This window comes from Corynebacterium freiburgense (assembly GCF_030408815.1).
GTDB classification, from domain to species: domain Bacteria; phylum Actinomycetota; class Actinomycetes; order Mycobacteriales; family Mycobacteriaceae; genus Corynebacterium; species Corynebacterium freiburgense.
Genome location: NZ_CP047355.1, coordinates 671,261 through 691,095 on the forward strand (window position 1 = coordinate 671,261; position 19,835 = coordinate 691,095).

The 19,835-nt window shown below is 52.2% G+C and carries 13 protein-coding genes; 9 read left to right on the forward strand and 4 right to left on the reverse strand.

Annotated features, from left to right (window positions below):
• The first annotated feature begins 16 nt into the window (after positions 1 to 16).
• From CFREI_RS03090 to CFREI_RS03110, 5 genes are read left to right on the forward strand one after another with little or no spacing between them, the layout of a single operon-like run.
• Positions 17 to 3,121, forward strand: coding sequence for an ATP-dependent DNA helicase (locus CFREI_RS03090; RefSeq protein ID WP_027012537.1), 3,105 nt, complete (start codon positions 17 to 19; stop codon positions 3,119 to 3,121).
• Complete coding sequence (locus CFREI_RS03095; RefSeq protein ID WP_035111983.1) at positions 3,114 to 6,422, forward strand: ATP-dependent helicase; 3,309 nt, start codon at positions 3,114 to 3,116, stop codon at positions 6,420 to 6,422. The genes CFREI_RS03090 and CFREI_RS03095 overlap by 8 nt, the downstream gene beginning before the upstream one ends.
• Before the next feature lie 52 nt (positions 6,423 to 6,474).
• Positions 6,475 to 7,551 carry a potassium channel family protein gene (locus CFREI_RS03100; protein ID WP_027012539.1) on the forward strand — a complete coding sequence of 359 codons (1,077 nt, stop codon included), beginning with the start codon at positions 6,475 to 6,477 and terminating at the stop codon, positions 7,549 to 7,551.
• The gene (locus tag CFREI_RS03105) at positions 7,548 to 8,294 is read left to right on the forward strand and encodes an NAD(+) diphosphatase (protein ID WP_084170752.1); all 747 of its coding nucleotides are present in this window, start codon (positions 7,548 to 7,550) and stop codon (positions 8,292 to 8,294) included. Before CFREI_RS03100 ends, CFREI_RS03105 begins: the two co-directional genes overlap by 4 nt.
• Positions 8,291 to 10,351: an ATP-dependent DNA helicase UvrD2 gene (locus CFREI_RS03110; RefSeq protein ID WP_027012540.1), complete on the forward strand. Its 2,061-nt coding sequence runs from the start codon at positions 8,291 to 8,293 to the stop codon at positions 10,349 to 10,351. The genes CFREI_RS03105 and CFREI_RS03110 overlap by 4 nt, the downstream gene beginning before the upstream one ends.
• A gap of 702 nt (positions 10,352 to 11,053) precedes the next feature.
• On the opposite strand, the gene CFREI_RS03115 is transcribed toward CFREI_RS03110, so the two are convergent.
• Positions 11,054 to 11,914: a hypothetical protein gene (locus CFREI_RS03115; RefSeq protein ID WP_027011461.1), complete on the reverse strand. Its 861-nt coding sequence runs from the start codon at positions 11,912 to 11,914 to the stop codon at positions 11,054 to 11,056.
• 28 nt (positions 11,915 to 11,942) lie between these two features.
• Between CFREI_RS03115 and CFREI_RS03120 the strand changes: the two genes are divergently transcribed.
• On the forward strand, positions 11,943 to 12,437 hold the full coding sequence (locus CFREI_RS03120) for a M48 metallopeptidase family protein (protein WP_027011460.1): 495 nt from the start codon (positions 11,943 to 11,945) through the stop codon (positions 12,435 to 12,437).
• Positions 12,438 to 12,468: 31 nt separating this feature from the next.
• Positions 12,469 to 12,921 carry a hypothetical protein gene (locus CFREI_RS03125; RefSeq protein WP_027011459.1) on the forward strand — a complete coding sequence of 151 codons (453 nt, stop codon included), beginning with the start codon at positions 12,469 to 12,471 and terminating at the stop codon, positions 12,919 to 12,921.
• Positions 12,922 to 12,960: 39 nt separating this feature from the next.
• Here the strand turns inward: CFREI_RS03125 and CFREI_RS03130 are convergent, their stop codons facing one another.
• Positions 12,961 to 14,409, reverse strand: coding sequence for a zinc-dependent metalloprotease (locus CFREI_RS03130; RefSeq protein WP_035111135.1), 1,449 nt, complete (start codon positions 14,407 to 14,409; stop codon positions 12,961 to 12,963).
• A gap of 81 nt (positions 14,410 to 14,490) precedes the next feature.
• Here CFREI_RS03130 and CFREI_RS03135 point away from each other — a divergent pair, with 81 nt between their 5' ends.
• Positions 14,491 to 15,564, forward strand: coding sequence for a YlbL family protein (locus CFREI_RS03135; protein WP_027011457.1), 1,074 nt, complete (start codon positions 14,491 to 14,493; stop codon positions 15,562 to 15,564).
• Here CFREI_RS03135 and CFREI_RS03140 read toward each other — a convergent pair.
• Both CFREI_RS03140 and CFREI_RS03145 read right to left on the reverse strand, forming a co-directional pair.
• Entirely contained in the window at positions 15,528 to 16,145 is a 618-nt protein-coding gene (locus CFREI_RS03140; protein ID WP_027011456.1) for a hypothetical protein, read from the reverse strand. The genes CFREI_RS03135 and CFREI_RS03140 overlap by 37 nt on opposite strands.
• A 50-nt stretch (positions 16,146 to 16,195) precedes the next feature.
• Positions 16,196 to 16,696, reverse strand: coding sequence for a PPA1309 family protein (locus CFREI_RS03145; RefSeq protein ID WP_027011455.1), 501 nt, complete (start codon positions 16,694 to 16,696; stop codon positions 16,196 to 16,198).
• Positions 16,697 to 16,776: 80 nt separating this feature from the next.
• On the opposite strand from CFREI_RS03145, the gene CFREI_RS03150 reads away from it, so the two are divergent.
• Positions 16,777 to 19,758 carry a UPF0182 family protein gene (locus CFREI_RS03150; RefSeq protein ID WP_027011454.1) on the forward strand — a complete coding sequence of 994 codons (2,982 nt, stop codon included), beginning with the start codon at positions 16,777 to 16,779 and terminating at the stop codon, positions 19,756 to 19,758.
• Positions 19,759 to 19,835: the final 77 nt, after the last annotated feature.

Genomic DNA, 19,835 nt, shown 5'->3' on the forward strand with positions numbered 1-19,835 from the left:
TGTCACACTGTAGGTCATGAGTACATTTGAGCCAGCCCACCGGTTTCGGGATATTCCGTTTCCTGAGGTACGTCTTATTGCAAGTAGTGCCGCGGAGATTCGTGAGCCTCATCCGGAGGCTGTGCGCATTGTGGATACTGGTGGTCGTTGGCGGGTTACTGGCCCTGCGGCTTCTGGGGTAAGCCGTATTGTTGTGGATACCGTGGTGGAGTGCGTACGCCGTGGGGTGCGGCCGTCGAAAATCGCGGTGATTGCGCATTCGAAGGAGACCGGGGCATCGTTGCGTGGTGATATTGCTGACCAGTGTGCGCATTTGGGATTTGCTTCGGAGGGTCCTGTTGTGCGCTCCGTGCACTCGTTTGCGTTTTCGATTATTCAAAAGGTCATGCATGATGCCAAGCTCATTACTGGCGCTGAGCAAGATGCGGTAATTCGCGAATTATTACTTGGACATATTGAACACGGTGGTGGCCCCTGGCCCACAGAAAACCGTGATGCATTAGGATTTGTGGGGTTTGCGCGGGGGCTGCGCGATTTTCTTTTGCGAGCGGTGGAGCGTGGTGTTTCACCGGAGGATTTGGAACGCTTAGGGCAAGAATATCAGCGGCCATTATGGTCGGCTGCGGGAACATTTCTTCGGGAATACGAACAGACGATGGAATTGGCTGGTATTCGGAGTTTTAATGCATCTGAGTTAGTCACTGCGGCTCTGGATACCTTGCAATTGCACCCGGAGGTTTTAGCGGATGTACACCGCCAACTCCAAGTAGTGATTATTGACGATGCCCAACATTTAGATCCTCGGGCGGCGGAACTTATTTCCACCGCGTACCAAGGCGCAAAGCTTGTGGTTTTGGCGGGGGACCCTGAGCAATCGGTATTCCGTTTCCGCGGTGCCAGACCTGATTTCCTTATGCGTACACCGGTTGATTATGAATTGCGGCTGCCTGAACCACTATTCCAACCGAATGTTCGTGCGGTAATTGCGGAACATCCTGGAACCCAAATCGCACTTGTCGCCGATACCCTTCGTCGCGCGCATTTATTCGATGGTGTGTCGTGGCGTGATCAGGCGGTGATTGTGCGTTCTGCTGGGCAGATTGGGGCGGTGCGCCGAGGGTTATTGGCGGCAGGGGTGCCAGTGCATATTGACCCCACAGACGTGGTGTTATCAGAGCAGCGAATTGTTGCAGCATTGATTTTGGCCGTGCACGCACTTTCAAGGGATCTCACCCATGAAGAGTTAGAAGAACTTGTGCTCGGCCCGGTTGGTGGGGCGGATCCGGTGACCCTGCGGAGATTATTACGAGGCTTGCGGCATGGGGAACTTGCCCTAGGCGGGCATCGGCGTGCATTGGATGTGCTTGCGGATGTGGTGTTGCCAACCCGCGAACCAGGGGATTTGGATGTATTGCAGCGGTTAACGGAGCGGGAACTTGCGGTGTTGGAGCGCATTCGTTCGGTGTTGGCCGCTGGTTACGAGGCCCGCAATGATTCCATTGAACAGGTGTTATGGGTGTTATGGGAGGCCACAGGGCTTTCGGATAGCTTTGCGGCACGGAGTTTGCGCGGCGGGCCGGGCGGTTCTCAGGCAGATAGAGATTTAGACGCCGTAATGTCGCTTTTCGACGCCGCGGGCGACTATATCGAGCGTTTCCCCCAGGCTTCACTAGCGAGCTTTATCCGGCACATTGAAGAACAACAATTACCCACTGGAAAACGAGACCGCCGTGGTGGTGAACCCGATGCGGTACAGCTTCTTACCGCTCACGCTACTGGTGGCAGGCACTGGCATACTGTTTGTGTTGTTGGTGTCCAGGAGGGAGTGTGGCCGTCTTTGGGGGAGACTGGCTCGCTTTTTGGGCAGGAGGAATTTATTGACCTCCTCGATGAGAATATTGATCCTAACCAACCAATTAGTCGAGCGGTGGAGCGCCTACGGGAAGAAGAGCGCCTATTCCATTTGGCTTGTTCTCGCGCAAAATACAACCTCCTGGTCAGTGCAGTAGCAAGCCCAGAATCAAATGAAGTTTTGGAGCCTTCGCGGTTTTTAGAAACACTTGGTGTAGAGGTCACTGCCATTGGTGATGCAGGTGAATCCGCATCAATGGACGAGCAGCACATTGGCAGGCTTTCAATTGCATCATTGATTGCGGAGCTGCGGCGCGTGGTGTGTGATGATGCGGAGCGCCCACGGCGGCGTCGACAAGCAGCCCGCCAATTAGCACGTTTAGCCGATGCTGGGATTTATGGTGCCCGCCCGGAAGAATGGTGGGGTGTACGCACACCAATTAATGCAAAGCTGCACGATCAGGAAAGTCCGGCTCGACTCTCTCCTTCGCGTATAGAAGCGATTGAACATTGCCCTCTCAAGGCGGTATTGGGCAATTTAGAAACTGAGGAAGACACTCCAATTCATTTATTGCGAGGTACCCTCGTCCATGCTTTTGCTGAGGCAGTAGCCCGTGGCGTTAATACTGAACAGGCAAAACAAATAGTTACTGAGGCATACCAGAAAATTGTGAATGAGCCGGAATGGAAGCAGGCATCGACACTGTCAGAATGGAATCATCTTATTGACCGTACAAACTTATGGTTGAAAACAAGCCGGAGTGTTTTTACTCAAGTCGGCGTAGAAATGCCATTATTGGTGACAATTGGCCGCACGAGTGATGGCCAGCAAGTGATGATCAAAGGGCGCATGGATCGCCTCGAACGAGATGGCGAATCTCTAGTTGTTGTGGACCTTAAAACCGGGAAGACTATGCCGCCCGAAAAAACTATGCATGACCATGCGCAACTCGCGGCATACCAATTGGCGCTCTCACGCGGCGTCGTAGATGACGATAAAGTTCGTGGTGCGCGCGCTGGGGAAACCCCGGCACCAGTGGGCGGAGGAGTATTGGTGTTTCCGGCGCCAGATCAAAAGAATGTTCCTACCCGCACACAGGTGGCATTGGAACCCGAAGAGCTTGATGCGCTGGCTGCACGTCTTCCTGAACTCGCTATGGAAATACGTGGCCCTGAACTCACCGCACGCATCAATGAAACCTGCGCAAATTGCAATCTACGTTCAGTATGTCCAGTGCAACCAGAAGGGCGGATGACCACCCATGTCTAATCGTATTTCCCCACAAGACCTTTCTATTGCACTTGGCCAGGAATTCCCACCAACTGAGCAGCAAGGCGCTGTTATTGGAGCGCCGCCCGGACCAATGCTTGTGGTTGCGGGCGCAGGTGCCGGAAAAACCGAGACCATGGCGGCACGAGTGGTATGGCTAGTTGCTAATGGTTTTGCTACCCCCGAACAAGTACTTGGCTTAACGTTTACCCGAAAAGCCGCCCAGCAGCTTTCACAGCGTATTCGCGGCAGGCTTGGGGTGCTCGCAGGTATTGATGCGCTGCGCGATATTGATCCAACCGGCAAACTTGCCGCAAACCTACAGGCGATTACCCCAACGGTAGCAACCTATGACTCGTTTGCTGGTCGTGTGGTGGGGGAATTTGGCTTATTGCTGCCGGTAGAACCTTCAGCACGGGTTATTACGCAAACAGAGCTATTTCAAATTGCGTGGGATTTAGTACGTGATTATGGTGGCTCGCTGAATACCACCTCGAGTCCTGCTTCGGTTGCTGATACGTTATTGCAGCTCACCGGCAGTATTGATAACCATATGGTCACCCTGGAAAGTATTTATGAAGAAACCGAGCCGTTATTGCGGTTATTTCATGAATTGCCTAAGGCACCACGGCAGCGGGATGTGTTTTCTAAAACTACTCAGAATATCTATGATCGCCAACAGCTTAGGCTTGAGTTTTTGCCGTTGGTGCGAGCGTTAAAGGAAGAGCTTTCTCGGCGTAATGTTGTGACCTTTGGGGAACAAATGTCTATGGCGGCTCGGCTTGCAAGGGATTGTCCACGGGTAAGGGAAACCCTGAGGCGTCGTTTCCGTGTGGTTATGCTGGATGAATACCAAGACACAAGCCACGCCCAGCGAGAACTATTACGCAGCCTTTTTGGCGGGCAAGATCCAGTATCAATTGACCCGGATCTCACTGTGACTGCCGTCGGTGACCCAATGCAATCTATCTATGGCTGGCGTGGTGCAACGGCAGCAAATTTGGCGCGCTTTGTTGAAGATTTTCAAACAATAACGCCTGATGGGCGGTGCCAGAATGCCCCGAAAATGGAATTAACCACAAGTTGGCGGAATCCTCCGGAAGTATTGGAGCTTGCCAATGCAGTGGCATCTACAGTACTTGGCCCGGCTAATGCTCCGGATCGAACCGTCCAGCCGTTGTCTCCTCGCCCAAACGCGAAGCCAGGGAAAGTACATCTTGGTTGGTTTGATACTTTCCACAATGAGCAATCATGGGTGGCGGACCAGCTTGCGCGAGAATACCGTGAACGTAAAGCTGAAGGTAAAAAATTTACTGGTGCGGTATTGGTGCGCAAAAATCGCCATAGTGCATCGATGGCGGCGCAGCTTCAGGCACGTGGTATTCCAGTGGAGGTGGTAAGTCTTTCGGGCCTACTCGATGTGCCTGAGGTTGCGGATATGATTGCGTTTGCGTCGATGCTGGTGAATCCGCTGGATACAGCCTCGGCGCTGCGGATTTTAGCTGGCCCGCATGTCGGCTTGGGGGCGAAAGATCTCTTGGCATTGGGGGAGCGGGTCGCTAATCTTGCCGGGCGGGCAAAGGAGGATCGGCCAGAGCCAGCATCAGACCCCTTGGAGCGATTGCATCAGATTGTGGCAGAAACGGTTCGGGCGGAGCCGGAAGCCCAGGTTGGCTTGGCAGATGCTGTTGCGGATTTGGGAGAGCAGGAGAAATATACCCCGGAAGGCTATGAGCGGCTTATGGAGGTTGCGGCCGAGTTGCGTCATATTCGCACTCGGAGTTTAAGCCAACCACTGCCGGATCTTTTTGCTGATATTGAACGCGTATTAGGAATTCGTACTGAAGTTCTTGCCCGCCAGGACCCGAATGCGGATGGGGCCGCAGGAACGGTGCATTTAGACCGGCTAGCAGAGGAAGTTCATGCATATGCTTTGATACCAGGGGCAACACTGAAAGGGCTGCTGGCGTATTTCCAATTAGCTAAAGCTAAAGATAAAGGCCTTACTCGTGGTGAAGTCCAAGTGAGAGCGGATCGGGTGCAGATCCTTACGGCGCATTCAGCAAAGGGCTTGGAGTGGGATGTAGTGAGTGTATTGCATGCCGCAAATACCACTTACGAGGATGATGTGACCAAACGTGCCAAGGTTGATACCTGGGTAACTCAGGTGGCGGAGATTCCATCCACATTGCGTGGTGATGCGGATACCGGTGATGGTAGGGGAGGTGCGCCGGTTCTTGATATTGGTTTTGCAGAAAATAGAAAAGAATTAGAGGAAGCAATCCAGGCCCATAAAGAGGAATTTAAAACCGGCCTGTTTGAAGAAACTACCAGGTTGTTCTATGTGGCACTTACTCGTTCAGAGCGAGTGTTGTATGTGACTGGTTCTATGGTTTCGGAAACAGGCACGACCGGTGCGCCCTATGTCGGATTGGAGTTATTGCGTCAGCAGGCGCCAAATGCGGTGGTGCATTGGTTCGAGGGCTTCGATGCAGAAGATATTGCGGAACCAGAGCAACTCCAGGGGGTGTTCCCGGCGTCGGCATTTACGGTAAATGAGGATGCGGTATTGCGTGGGGCGGCTTTGGTAAAGGACGCATTGGAACAACCGGATCCACCGAATATGGAGGGGGATATAGAGACCTTATGGGAACGTGAAGTTTCAGCTTTAATTGAGGAGCAACAACGCTTAGCCGCACCAGTATTAGAAGTTGAAATCGCCCGTGAACTTACTGCCAGCGATATGGTGGCACTTAAGCAAAACCCAGAGCATTATGCGCAGCGAATCCGCCGGCCGGTCCCATTTAAACCAAATGCGTATGCGAAACGAGGCACAGCGCTACACCAATGGATTGAAGATCGGTATGGGTTACAGGCACTCTGGGATGAAGAGCAGCTATTTAATAAGGAAGATCAGGATATCGCCACTAGCGAACTGGAGCATTTAAAACAGAAGTTCTTGGAAAGCCCATGGGCAGATACCACTCCAGCGTTTATCGAGCACCCATTTGAAGTTTCGGTGGGCCGGCATATTGTGCGCGGACGTATGGACGCCGTTTTCCGCGACGTCGATACGCAAGGTGGTTGGATTGTGGTGGACTGGAAAACCGGCGGTCCGCCCAAAGGCAAGGATATGCGCGCCGCTATGGTACAGCTTGCGGTATATCGGCATGCATGGGCCCAATTACGGGGCATTGACCCCAGCCTGGTACGCGCCGCATTCCACTACGTTGGGTGGAATCACACGTTTGAACCGGATTACCTGCCACAATTAAAGGAATTGGAAGCGATGCTTGAGTAAGCATTATGGTTAAGGTCGTTTCCCTATTAGCGGAGAGAAAGGAGTAGGCAGCATGCGTGAAACATTCCGGAAGCGGTTTGGGGCAGAGCTTGAGCTTGATGATCTGCCTGACCATGCGCTACTCAATATTATTCGTATCCCAGAGCAGGGAACCTATAGTCCGTGGGCGCTTATTGCCCGCCGTGTGGTGTATGCGCTATTGCTTATGGCGGCAATTTCTCTCATTGTGTATTTTGACAAAGACGGCTATAGCGAAGACCTTACTTTTATCGACGCCGTCTATTATGCTGCAGTATCACTATCCACCACTGGATACGGTGATATTACCCCGGTGACACAGCACGCCCGCCTTATCAATATTACGATTATCACCCCGGTTCGTATCGCGTTCCTGATCTTACTGGTCGGTACCACCCTTTCCGTACTGACCGAAGAAACCCGAAGGGCGCTGCAAATCCAGCGTTGGAGGAAAAAGATGCGCAATCATACCGTCGTTGTTGGGTATGGAACCAAAGGCCGATCTGCTGTGGCCGCACTTCTTGCCGATGGCACCCCACCCAGCCAAATCGTTGTAGTAGACACCGATACCCAAGCCCTTGACCTTGCCTCTAGCCAGGGGCTTGTTACCGTGCAAGGATCTGCGACAAAAGCCGACGTGCTTAAACTGGCTGGTGTTACCCGTGCTCGTGCCGTTGTAGTTGCCCCAAATATGGACGATACGGCTGTCCTGGTCACCCTTTCTGTACGAGAAATCGCCCCCAGTGCAACGATTGTGGCTAGTGTGCGGGAATCAGAAAACCTCCACCTACTCAAACAATCCGGGGCCGATAGCGTAGTAATCTCCTCTGAAACCGCTGGCCGAATGTTAGGTTTAGCCACCGTCACCCCATCCGTGGTGGAAATGATGGAAGATCTTCTCTCCCCAGATGAAGGCTTCTCTATCGCCGAACGCGTAGTGCGGGAAGATGAGGTCGGTGCCAACCCACGTCACCTCGCCGATATTGTGCTTGGTGTGGTGCGCTCCGGTGAGCTATACCGTATCGACTCACCAGAGGCCGAAATCGTAGAGCCTGGCGATCGCCTGCTCTATGTGCGCCGCGTCTTCAACGACGAAGTGCGCGAGCTATGACCCGATATATCCTTATCGACCCCGCCGACCATATTTACACCACACCCAACGGCAGCCCACTATGGGACAGCGCTCCACACGCCCTCTTTACAGTGCGTATCGACGCCTCCCACACCGCCGCTCGCCTCCCTGCTACACCCCACACCCTCACTGCCGAACCTGGTGTCCAAACCGTGGAGCCGCGTGCATTTTTTAATACTGAATTTGGCTTTCTTATTAGCCAAGCAGTGGCACTTGTTCGCCACCGTGAAGCATTTGAATTTGACCCGCTTACTGGTGAAAAAATCACATGGTCTGCTGACAACACTCGCGCTTTTGGAACGCGCGGGCGAGAATATTTTCCGCGTATCGATCCTGCCGTCATTGGTTTAATTGAACACAGTGTTGAACCCCGATTACTTGTGGGCCGCAATATCCGTCGCTCCTACTTTTCCCTTATTGCAGGCTATATTGCCCCAGGCGAAACAATGGAACAAGCCTTCGCTCGCGAGGTGTGGGAAGAGGCTGGGCGCCGAGTCTCCGATATTGTGTATGTAGCAAGCCAGCCCTGGCCAACCTCCAGTTCCTTAATGTTTGGAGTTCGCGCTACCACCTCTGACGACACCGCCATTGGCGAATGCGATGGTGAACTCGCCGAAATTCGTTGGATTACCAGGGCAGATATCCACCACAGCACACTTCCGCTCGCACCCGAAGGCTCGCTGGCACACCGCATGATTCAAGACTGGGCAAACACCACATAATGAACCTTCACGACCTTGACGAAGACCAACGCATTGCCGCCACCGCGCCGCGTGGCCCCGTGTGTATTCTTGCCGGTGCCGGAACTGGCAAAACCAGGACCATTACCTACCGAATCGCCCACCTTATTTCCTCTGGTTTTGTTGGCCCGAATCGGGTCCTTGCCGTTACATTTACCGCCCGCGCCGCTGGTGAAATGCGCCACCGACTGAACCTTATGGGCATTGGCGGTGTCCAAGCCCGCACATTTCACGCCGCAGCCCGCCGACAACTCAGCTATTTTTGGCCACAAATCGCAGGTGATCTGCCCTGGAAGCTGATTGACAATAAATTCCCCCTGGTAGGCCGTGCCGTTCGCAGTATCGGTGTGGAATCTACAGTAGAGACGGTGCGGGATGTTCTAAGTGAGATTGAATGGGCCAAAGCCTCCCTTATCGACGCCACCGAATATGCCAAACGGGTATCCGAATCCGGACGAAATATTCCATTAGATTCCGAACGAATTGCCGAAATTTATCGCAGGTATGAACAGGCAAAAACTACACCTGAAGGCATTCTCCTGGACTTTGACGACCTTCTTATCCACACTGCCGGTGCACTTGAAAATTCTCCGGCTGTCGCCGAAGAATTCCGCGCCCAATACCGCAGTTTTGTGGTTGATGAATACCAAGACGTCACCCCACTCCAGCAACGAGTGCTTCACGCATGGCTTGGTGACCGCGACGACCTCACCGTAGTTGGCGACGCCAACCAAACTATCTATTCATTTACTGGCGCAACCCCCCACTACCTCCTCGAATTTTCGCGCACCTACCCGAACGCAGTAATTACCCGACTGCAAAGGGACTATCGCTCAACCCCCCAAATCACCGACCTGGCTAATACCGTAATTGGTCAAGCCCGCGGACGTGTAGCCGGAACAAGACTTGAACTTCAAGGCATGCGCCCCGCTGGCCCTCGACCACAATTTCATAGTTACAATGACGAACCCACAGAAGCCAGGGAAATTGCTGGAAAAATCCTTACCTTAATCAACAACGGGGTTGATCCTTCCGAAATCGCCATTCTCTATCGCATTAACGCCCAATCCGCTGTTTTTGAACAGGCCTTAGCCGACGCTGGCATTGTCTACCAGGTCCGCGGCGGCGAAGGTTTCTACCAGCGGCCGGAAATTCGCCAGGCTATTACCCAACTCGTTCGAGCCGCCGCAGCCAACACCTTCCCTGAAGAAGCAGTCGGTCCCGAACTTCACCGAGTGGCTCGCGCCATCCTTGCCCCAATGGGGCTTACCCCTACCGAACCCACCGGTGCACAAGCACGCGAACGCTGGCAATCTCTCAATGCCCTTGTCGAACTCATTGATGAACTTGGTCAGGCCACCCCAGACCTAGATATCCACGGTGCTCTCCAGCAACTGAAAGAACGCGCCGAAGCAAAGCATCCACCCACAGTTAAAGGCGTTACCCTTGCATCACTCCACGCCGCCAAAGGGCTCGAATGGGATGCAGTCTTCCTCGTAGGACTTGTTGACGGCACCCTCCCCATCACCCATGCCATAAAAGCTGGCGATGAAAATATCGAGGAAGAACGACGCCTGTTCTATGTAGGTATCACCCGAGCGCGGGAAATTCTCCACTGTTCCTGGGCCTTAGCCCGACAAGAAGGCGGACGCAAAAACCGAACACGCAGCCGATTCCTCGATGGGATAGCCCCAGAAACTGAACTTATTTCTGCTCCGCGTAAAAACCGAACGAAAAAATGCCGTTCATGCGGGATGCCGCTCGAAACCAATGCCGAAAAAGTCCTTGGTCGCTGCGAAGATTGCCCCAGTGAAGCAGACGCTCAAACATTCGACGCCTTAAGGGTGTGGCGAAGCGAAAAAGCACGCGAAGAAAATGTCCCCGCATTCGTAGTGTTTTCCGACGCCACCCTCACCTCAATCGCCGAGCGGCTCCCCAAAACAGAGGTTGAGCTTCTTGATATTTCTGGAATCGGCCCCATAAAAGTTGAGCGCTATGGCGCGGAAATACTAAAGGTCTTGAATCAGATCCAGAAATAGCCAGCGCGGTTATGGTGGACTTTAAAAACTGGTGAGGTTTTGGTTCATCTTTAATTGGGTGGCACTTGTAGTGGCGACCTTTCATGTTTGCATTTGATTGCCACAAGATGGTGTAGCCGGGAGCATCTAAACTCTCTTCTGAATTTTTCCTCTGTGGGCCGGGGCTGGGACGGGCTGGGTGGCTTGGCCAGGCTTCAGAAAGGCAGATTTGTGTTGTGGGCTCCCGGTTTGGGGGTTTGAGCTGGGAAAATGCGGTAATAGGTTGTGGGTGATGTGAAATCTGCCTTGTTGGGTGGTGGGGCGTGTCAAATCTGCCTGATTTTCGGGGCGGCGGGTTGGTTTCTCGAGCCTCTGGACCGCTTGACCCGGTGTTTCATAGGCCTACCCTATTAAACTAGTGATGTTTTCATCCCCACTGTCACAGATTCCATAAAATCGGCTGAAAAAAATGGAATTTGTGACAGCAAGCCATGTTGCGCACAAGCGTTGACCTGGGGTTTGTCGCAGATTCCATAAAAACAGTGAAAAAAATGGAATCTGTGACAGGTTCCCTACCTATCGTGTCACAAATTCCATAAAAACAGCCGAAAAAATGGAATCTGTGACAGCCCCCGAATAGCAGCTCAGCCAGCACTCCGACCACTACACGATCAGCCGCACGAACAGATACCCGACCACCCCCAAACCACCACCCCCAAACCACTATTTGCTCGTTTCGCGTTCCCAGCAGATCGGGCATGTGGGGTGGATTTGGATGTAGGTACGTTGGATATGGTTTGCGTAGGGGTTAATGGTTTGGATTTCGCCTGGTGTGAGTTGGAGGGGTGGGGTTCCTGGTGGCTCCTCGTGTTGCTCTAGGAGTGTGAGTGCGCATGTGGCTATGCGTGCGGCGGTAGTTTGGAGGAGGATTTGGTTTGGTGGGGGTGGGGTTTCCCAAGGTTGGAGCTTGTTCCGGTGTGGGTCTTGTTGGGTTTGGTGGAGTTCGTAGCACATGGGGCAGGGGCCTTGTCCTTTGATGTGGAGGGGGCCGATGTGTCCTTGGCCGTCGGTGATGGTGGCTGGTATCCAGGTTTGGTTTGGGTGTTTGAGGTGTTCAGCGATATTGATGGGTTGTTGGATGGCGATTATGGGGGTGGGTTTTTCGTATTGGATTCGGTCGAGGAAGTCTTTGGTGTGTTCTTCGGGGATGGGTTGGCGGATGGTGAGTCCGCTGTTTTGGAGGGTGTTGGTGGTGTGGCGTGCTAGTGGGTTGTTTCCCAGGATGATTATGGTTTGGTGTGGTGGCTTGGGTTGGAGGATTCGATAGTTGAGTAGGTCCTGGATAAGGCTTTGTGCTGCGGTTTTAGTGAGTCCTGCTGCTGTAAGGCCGACGGTTATGGTGTTGAGGGGTACGGGGTTGCGGGCGGTAAGAAGTGCGAGCGCGACGCTTTTGACATTGGTGGGGGTGAGGGCGTCGAAAATGCCTGCGTGGTGTGGGTCGGTGCCGAATTGTATAGCTGGGCCTGGGCGAATATGTAGTTGGGTGGCTGATGAAAGCTGAATTGTATTGTCCTCCCCGTGCATGATTTGAGTGTAAATACAATGTGTTGTTATGGCTACCCCTGAGGTTGAGGTTATTAGGTCGGCGCGGCGTCGGCGTAGTGTGCAGGCGCAGTTTGTCGATGGCCGGATTCAGGTTCGGGTGCCTGCATCATTGGGTGCTGCTGAGGAGGCTGAGATTGTGGCCCGCGTGGTGGCTAGGTTGCAGCGCCGCACACCGCGTGTCGACGCCCAGCTCGCCGAGCTCGCCGAAAAGCTTAATGCGGAACTCCTCGAAGGGCGGGCAAAATTCCGTAGTATCCGCTGGGTGGCAAACCAAAAGAAACGCTGGGGCTCTTGCACTCCGGCAACTGGTGATATCCGCATTTCTGATCGTCTGCAAACCGTGCCGGACTACGTGCTAGCGGCGGTCATTGTGCATGAACTTGTCCACACCTTTGTCAGTGGTGGTCACACCAAGGAATTCTGGTCGTGGGCGGACCGGGCGCCGCATGCTGAACGCGCGAAAGGATTCCTGGAGGCTTACCAACGGTATGGTGGTGAGTAGTCGCACAATGTGAGTAACCAGGAGGATTTAGATGAGCGTCCCGCAACCAGTGCCTGAATCACAATCTGCCAGGGATCTTACTGCTCATGCTGAAGCCACCAAAATAGTTCAAACCGCCTTTGCCAATGGTTGGATTGATGTACATGACCTGGATCGTCGGCTTGAAGGAATCGCTAACGCTGGCACTCCACTGGCAGCTCGCGCATTTATTGTGGACCTGGAAGAACCATGGTCGCTTATTCGTGCAAAAGAGCAACAAAAGGAGATGGCTGCATCACACAATAAAGTTATGATTCATGTGTACAGCACTCCGTTCTATGTCACTGCCAGCTCCTTTGTCATTTGTGCGATGATCTGGGCCATTGTCGCTATGAGTGAAGGATTTCACTATTTCTGGCCCGTGTGGGTGTTGCTTCCCGTGGTGATTACCTATCCGCTCCGCTTCGTTGCACAGCGCATATATCGCACCGACGACCTTAAGTGATTACAAATCACTATGACGGTGGGTTGAGGCTGCTAGGACCTATGATTTTGTATCGTCGTCCTTAGGGTCTTCGTCGTTATTTTCACCATCATTCTTTGTGGCGGTGTCGTCCTTCTTATCGGCTTCCTCTGCGAGCATTTTTTCTAAGGCATCGATTTCGGCAATCGGATCGAAATCGTCGCCTTCGGCGAGGAGCCCATCAATGAATTCGGCACTATTTTCTAGGTCGGATGCCACTGGAAGGAAATCAGGGTGATCCCAAATCTTGTCGCGACGCTGGGCGCCAACTGCTACCGTAACGCGACGCCACAACTCCAAAGCCTCACTGACTTTTGGTGCACTAAATTCGATTCCCACAACTTTTGAAAACGCCTGTTCTGCCGATCCACCGGTGGCGCGGCGGTGTCGCCAAGCCTGATTCATGGCAATGGTTGACGGGATACGTTCACTAAGTGCTTCCGTAACTACGTACTCCACCCAACCTTCGATAAGCGCAAGCAAGGTTTCTAACCGTGAAGTGGCACCCGCATTGCGGGAAGTAATACGTGGGGAAAAATCAAAGTCCTGAAGCTGGGACATTGCATCTTGAATTTGGGTGAAATCACCTTCGAGGTTGATATTCCGTAAGGCGTCTTCCACATGGGAGGAATCCATTTCTAACCCGGCAGCATATTCTTCTACTGAAGCGATAAGACGTTCGGTAAGCCATGGCACGTGTTTAAATAGTCGCTGGCGGGCCGCCTCCAATGCGCACAGGTACACCATGGCGTCCTGCGGAGGTACCGGAAGATCCTTAGTCATCTTTGCCATATGTCCCGGCAAAATGGCGATCACTCCGGTGGGGGATACTGGGACACCGAAGTCCGAGCCAGATAGTGCTTGGGTTGCTAGTTCGCCCAGGTCACGGCCTAACTCAATGCCCACTTGCATACTGGACATTTGTTGCATCATACTTGCTGCTGCATTGAGCATTTCCCGAGCTTCCTCAGGGACATTATCTAACTGGGATTCATTCATCCGTTGGGCAACCGGTGTAACCATGCGTTTCCACATCGGTAGGGTTTGTCGAAGCCAGTCTAATGCGTTCCAGGTTTCCACCCGGCTATTTGAGGTTGGCAGGATCGTGGCATCATCGAGCCAGAGTTCTACTAGTTTTACTGCCTCATCAATGGCTGCCCGGTCGGATTCTTTAAGAGCCGGAACATTACCAATACTTCGTTCGGCTGTTCGTTCGGCTATTTCATAGTTCACCGGGCTACCGGGTTCCTGATTGGCAAAACTTGAACCAAAGCCAGAAAGCATTTGGCCAAACTGGTTCAAAATATCGCCGAGGCCACCGTCCCCTGCACCGGAACCGGAGCTACTGGCGTGGAAGCCTTGAAAACCATTGCTACCGAATCCGAAGATGCTAAACGGATTCTGGTTGTTGCGGCGATCTTCGTCATCGTCATCGTTATTTGGGTTAAAACCGAAGCCGTTGCTATTCATGGTTTCCAACGTACCGTGCTTGAGCTATGGAAACTATGTATCTTAGGGACGCTGTTAGCGAACACGGTAGGGTAGTGCCCTGTGAAACTCCTTCGTACTTTCCTTTGGGGCGCGCTACCAGTCGCTGCGTTTACTACTTTGGTTGTCTCCGACCACATTCCGGGAACGGATATTCCATTAACGGTTCCATATGCTGCGGAGGGGCCAGGCCCAAGTTTTAACACTTTGGGTGATGTCGATGGTGTCCAAGTAGTGGACATTAAAGGTACTGAAACCGATGATGTGCATGGCAATTTAAATATGACTACAGTCTCGGTACGCCATGGAATGTCGCTTTCCCAAGCGCTGGTCCGATGGTTGACCACGGATGACACCCTCGTGCCAATCGAGCATATTTTCCCACCGGAGCTCACTGAGGAAGAGGTGCGGGAGCAAAACTCTATTGCGTTTTCAACGTCTGGTTCCACCGCCACATTGGCAGCAATGCAATATTTAAATCGTCCAATTGAGGTTTCCGTTGCCGATGTTTCCAAAGATTCAGCTGCCGCAAAAGAAATCGAATCTGGTGATGTAATTACCAGTATTAATAAAATTCCTGTGGATAAACCAGCTTTAGTACGTGCGTTCGTTCAAGAGCATAAGCCTGGGGATACCGTTGAAGTGGGTATTCGGAAGGATTCACAGGCGAAGGAAGGTGAGCGCGGGGAGGAAATCACCAAAGAAATTAAACTTGGTGAACATCCAGAAGATAAAAATGTGCCATTGCTTGGTGTCACTATGATGGTGCAACCAGCCGATGGAGTGCGCGTGAAATATAATCTGGAGGAGGTTGGTGGTCCTAGCGCGGGTCTAATGTTTACCCTGGCAGTGGTAGATAAGCTCAGCCCTGGCGATTTGGGCGGTGGCAAGTTTGTGGCTGGTACGGGCACAATTGCGGAGGATGGCAAAGTTGGCCCGATTGGCGGTATTGCGCATAAAGTTCGCTCGGCGCGGGATTTAGGGGCGGAGGTATTTCTTGCTCCGGAGGCGAATTGCGCGGAAGCTGTCAGCCGAGATACCGGCGATATGGTTGTGCTGAAAATCACAGACTTGGACCAGGCGATCCAGCAATTGAAAAACTATTCGGAAGGCTCTGAGGTTTCAACCTGCTCTTGATTCTTTAGGAGTCCAAGTTCAATGATTCGATCTTTGGGCTCCTGCTTATCGGCGCTCATCATCTGCTGCATAACCAAACCGCGTTTAGTGTCTACCACGGTAATAACAGCGGTGGAACCCAATGATGACCAGCCGATAAGTTTGTCGTCATCGCGTTCGACAATGCGGGAGGAATCCAGCTCTGTTAGTAGTTGGGTCGTGGTCACTGCTTTATTTTCGGATTCAAAAAACTGGAATTGCCCGACTTCCGTGCCGGAGCATTGCATAGATTTATCTACTCCGCCAGGCATGCAGCTTTCCAACTGTTCAAAAAGCGATTTCGGCGCCAGCGATTGGAAAAGATCGTAGGCTTCCTTTACGGATTTCTCTTCCATTCCGGTCTTTTTTGCGCTGCTTGTCGACGTCTCGGTGGTGGAAGTTGCAGGCGTGCTTGAGGTGGTGCTTTCAGCTGATGTTGTCGAGGTAACAGCACTTGTGGTTGGAGTTTGTTGTGTTGGGTTTTCCTCAGGTGAGCAACCGGTAAGAGTGCAGGCCAAGGTGCCTATTGCTAGCACTGAAACCCACAAGCGATTGTGCAACACTTTATTTCTCCTGGTTGTGCAAGATTGAAATCAACTCTTGTACCTTAAATCTACAGTTCACCCTCGCCAAGTGTGTATCGCAGCGCGGTGATTACCCCAGGAGCCACACCTGTACCGCCGCGAAGTTCCACGTGGTCATCCGCAAACGGCTTGTCCAATTCCTCTTCAGACGGCCGAATTTGTAAGAGCGTTTGATCAATGCCACCGCGCAGGACTCCCGAGAACAAACGAGCGGGACGAGGGGCATCCGGTGAATCGGGTACAGCGAATTGGATTTCTTGCGCTAGAATCACACCTGCGACCTGTTCTGGCCATGCCAGACGGGAAATAAAATCCCCGAGTTCGTCTGTGCCACCACCGAGGTTTTCCGGAAGGTCGTCTTGGACCACCAGCGTAAGCGGGGCGTCATCCTCAGCGGGCAGGGCGTCGATAAGCAATTCGCTGGGGACCAGCGCAAAGAGAGTGGGGTGCGCATCCCAACCCTCGGCGTGAATAAAATCGACGGCCTCAAGCATAGCCTTATTGAGAGCCTGGATTGTCAGCTTGGACATGACCGTTAAATTCCTTGCCTTAGCGTAACTGCGTAAAGTAGTAAGGATACTCGGCACCATAACCCCAAAAGGAGTTGGAGTTGGCTACTAGCCTTACACCACCCGTGAAGCGACCACCACGTGTGATCAGTTTCCTTATCGCCACAGTGTTCCTGTTGGTGTTTATTGTCCCATGGCTCGTTGGATACTACACAGACTGGTTATGGTTTGGTGAAGTTCAATTCCGTGGGGTATTTACCAAAGTCCTCTTTACCAGGATTATTTTATTCCTTGTCTTTGCCGCTATCGCCGGCGCCATTTCATGGTTCGCGGGCTACCTGGTGATTCGAAATAGACCTGAACACTTATTTGGTCTTGATCCAGATCATCCGATCGTGGCATTCCGAGCTGGCGTTGAAGCGAGCCTCCGCAAAGCCTTGCTATTCCTGCCGCTCACTATAGGAGTGCTTGCTGGACTAGTAGGTCAGAGCAATTGGCGAACCGTGCAAATGTTTCTGCATGGAAGTGAATTTGGGCAAGCCGACCCGCAATTCAATATGGATTATGGGTTTTATGCCTTTACGCTGCCATTTTTGCGCCTTGTTACCGGATCCGTTTCCGCACTCTTAGTTGTGGCGTTTCTTATCGCGCTTGTAGGCCACTATGCCTTTGGAAGTATTCGCGTAGGCAACCAAGCCCTCGGCCAAAAAGGCCATATTTCCAATGCCGCTCGCATCCAACTCGCTGTGACCGCAGGCCTATGGATGCTGGTAAAAGTAATAACTTACTGGCTTGACCGCTTTGACCTACTGAATGTAAAAAACGATATTTTTACCGGCGCAGGCTTTACTGCTATTCACGCCGAACTTCCCGCAAAAATCATTCTTATGGTGATTGCGGTTGTGGTCGCACTGGCGTTTTTCTCCGCAGTAGTCCTAAAAGATTTGCGTATCCCGGCACTGGCCACCGGACTTATGGTGCTGAGCTCCCTGGTTCTAGGCAATGGTTGGCCGCTTATGGTGGAGGAATTCTCCGTAAAACCAAACCGTGCCTCCAAAGAAGCTGAATTTATTTCCCGAAATATTCAGGCCACACGCTTTGCTTACGGTATTACCAATGACAAGGTAAATTACGTAAAAAACTGGGGTGCAGATAAAAGCAAGGATGCCAAAGAAGTCCGCGACCAAGTAGCCAACGATGCGGCTACACTTTCGAATATTCGTCTGCTTGATCCAGAGATTCTTTCGGCAACGTTTACCCAGCAACAGCAACTAAAGAATTTCTATGGATTCCCCAAAAACCTTAATGTGGACCGCTATACCGTGGATGGGGAACTCCGCGATTATGTTGTTGCAGCTCGTGAGCTTGATCCGCAGTCTTTAAGCGAAAACCAAAAGAACTGGATTAACCGCCATACCGTATATACCCATGGCAATGGCATTGTTGCCGCTCCGGCCAATAAAGTAGATGAGGTTGCCCGAGATGTAGGCTCAACTCGTGGTGGCTATCCCGTGTACACCGTGTCTGACCTGCAGGCTCAAAGCGATAAAGAACGCGCCGAAAAGCTTGGCATTAAGGTTGACCAACCGCGCGTTTACTATGGTCCAGTGATTTCCAATGTGGCACCACTTGAGGATTACGCCATTGTCGGTGCTGCAGGAAGCGACCCCGTAGAATACGATACCGACGGTTCTAACTTCACCTATGACGGTAGTGGCGGCGTAGATATTTCCGGGTTTATGAACCGGGTGGCATTCGCACTGCGCTACCAAGAGCTCAATATGATGCTCTCGGACCGTATTGGCGAAGATTCGAAAATCATCTACCAGCGTGACCCACGTACTCGCGTAGAAAAGGTCGCCCCCTGGCTAGAAACCGACAACACCACCTACCCAGCCGTGATCGACGGCCGCATTAAATGGATCGTTGATGGCTACACCACCCTTGATAGCCTGCCTTATGCCTCAAGGACCAACCTTAACCAGGCAATTACCGACGCCCAGACCGTCAACGGTCAATTGCAAACCCCGATCGTCAACGAAGAAGTTGGCTATATTCGCAACTCTGTGAAAGCAGTTGTGGATGCCTACGACGGCACGGTGGAACTCTATGAATTCGACACCGAAGATCCCGTACTAAAGGCCTGGCGTGGTGTTTTCCCAGATACAGTAAAACCAAAAAGCGATATTTCTGCAGACCTGATGGAACACCTCCGCTATCCAGAGGATATGTTCAAAGTTCAGCGAGAAATGATTTCCCGCTACCACGTTGATGACGCTGGTGTCTTCTTTACCAACGACGCTTTCTGGTCGGTTCCAGGAGACCCCAACTCCAAAGAAAAAACCGACGACGAGCGTACCCCCAACCAACCGCCTTATTATGTTGTAGCCGCAGACCCGGAAACTGGAAAACCAAGTTTCCAGCTCATTACCCCATTCCGTGGCCTTAAGCGTGAATTCTTGGCGGCCCATATGTCCGTAAGCTCCGACCCAGACAACTACGGTCGCATCACTGTTCGAGTCTTGCCGACGAATACCCAAACCCAAGGTCCCAAGCAGGCTCAAGACACTATGATGTCTTCCGACCAAATCGCCCGTGACCGCAGTCTTTGGGAAGCTACTAATGACATTAAAAACGGTAACCTCCTGACTCTGCCCGTTGGAGATAGTGAAATCCTCTATGTGGAGCCAATCTATTCACAGCGCAAAGGCCAAACCTCTGCATTCCCTAAGCTACTGCGAGTGCTCGTCTCCTATGACGGCAAAGTGGGCTATGCGCCAACAATCGCAGAAGCACTTAGCCAAGTGGGGATCGATCCAAAAGAGGCTAGTGACCTGGCAGAATCCGAAGTAACGGCAGGAGAAACCAAAGACCCAGAAAAAGAAGCAGATAAGACCAATACGGATAAACCAAGTAGCGACAAACCGTCGTCTCAAACCTCGGGCGACCAAGCATCACGAGTAGAAGCAATTAACAAAGCCTTGCAGAAACTCGAACAGGCGAAAAACGGTAGCTTTGAGGAATACGGCAAAGCACTGGACGAACTTGATAAAGCCGTAAAGGACTTCCAAGCAAACCAGTAAAATGCCAGCTCAAAGGTGAAATTTGCGCAGGTTTAGTAACGTGTGTAAAGTAGTTCATCGTTGCCAAGAAATACGGC

Excerpts from the sequence above, each read along its gene's own strand:
- CFREI_RS03090 (WP_027012537.1), top strand. The coding sequence starts at position 17 with ATGAGTACATTTGAGCCAGCCCACCGGTTTCGGGATATTCCGTTTCCT.
- CFREI_RS03095 (WP_035111983.1), top strand. The coding sequence starts at position 3,114 with ATGTCTAATCGTATTTCCCCACAAGACCTTTCTATTGCACTTGGCCAG.
- CFREI_RS03100 (WP_027012539.1), top strand. The coding sequence starts at position 6,475 with ATGCGTGAAACATTCCGGAAGCGGTTTGGGGCAGAGCTTGAGCTTGAT.
- CFREI_RS03105 (WP_084170752.1), top strand. The coding sequence starts at position 7,548 with ATGACCCGATATATCCTTATCGACCCCGCCGACCATATTTACACCACA.
- CFREI_RS03115 (WP_027011461.1), bottom strand. The coding sequence starts at position 11,914 with ATGCACGGGGAGGACAATACAATTCAGCTTTCATCAGCCACCCAACTA.
- CFREI_RS03120 (WP_027011460.1), top strand. The coding sequence starts at position 11,943 with ATGGCTACCCCTGAGGTTGAGGTTATTAGGTCGGCGCGGCGTCGGCGT.
- CFREI_RS03125 (WP_027011459.1), top strand. The coding sequence starts at position 12,469 with ATGAGCGTCCCGCAACCAGTGCCTGAATCACAATCTGCCAGGGATCTT.
- CFREI_RS03130 (WP_035111135.1), bottom strand. The coding sequence starts at position 14,409 with ATGAATAGCAACGGCTTCGGTTTTAACCCAAATAACGATGACGATGAC.
- CFREI_RS03145 (WP_027011455.1), bottom strand. The coding sequence starts at position 16,696 with ATGTCCAAGCTGACAATCCAGGCTCTCAATAAGGCTATGCTTGAGGCC.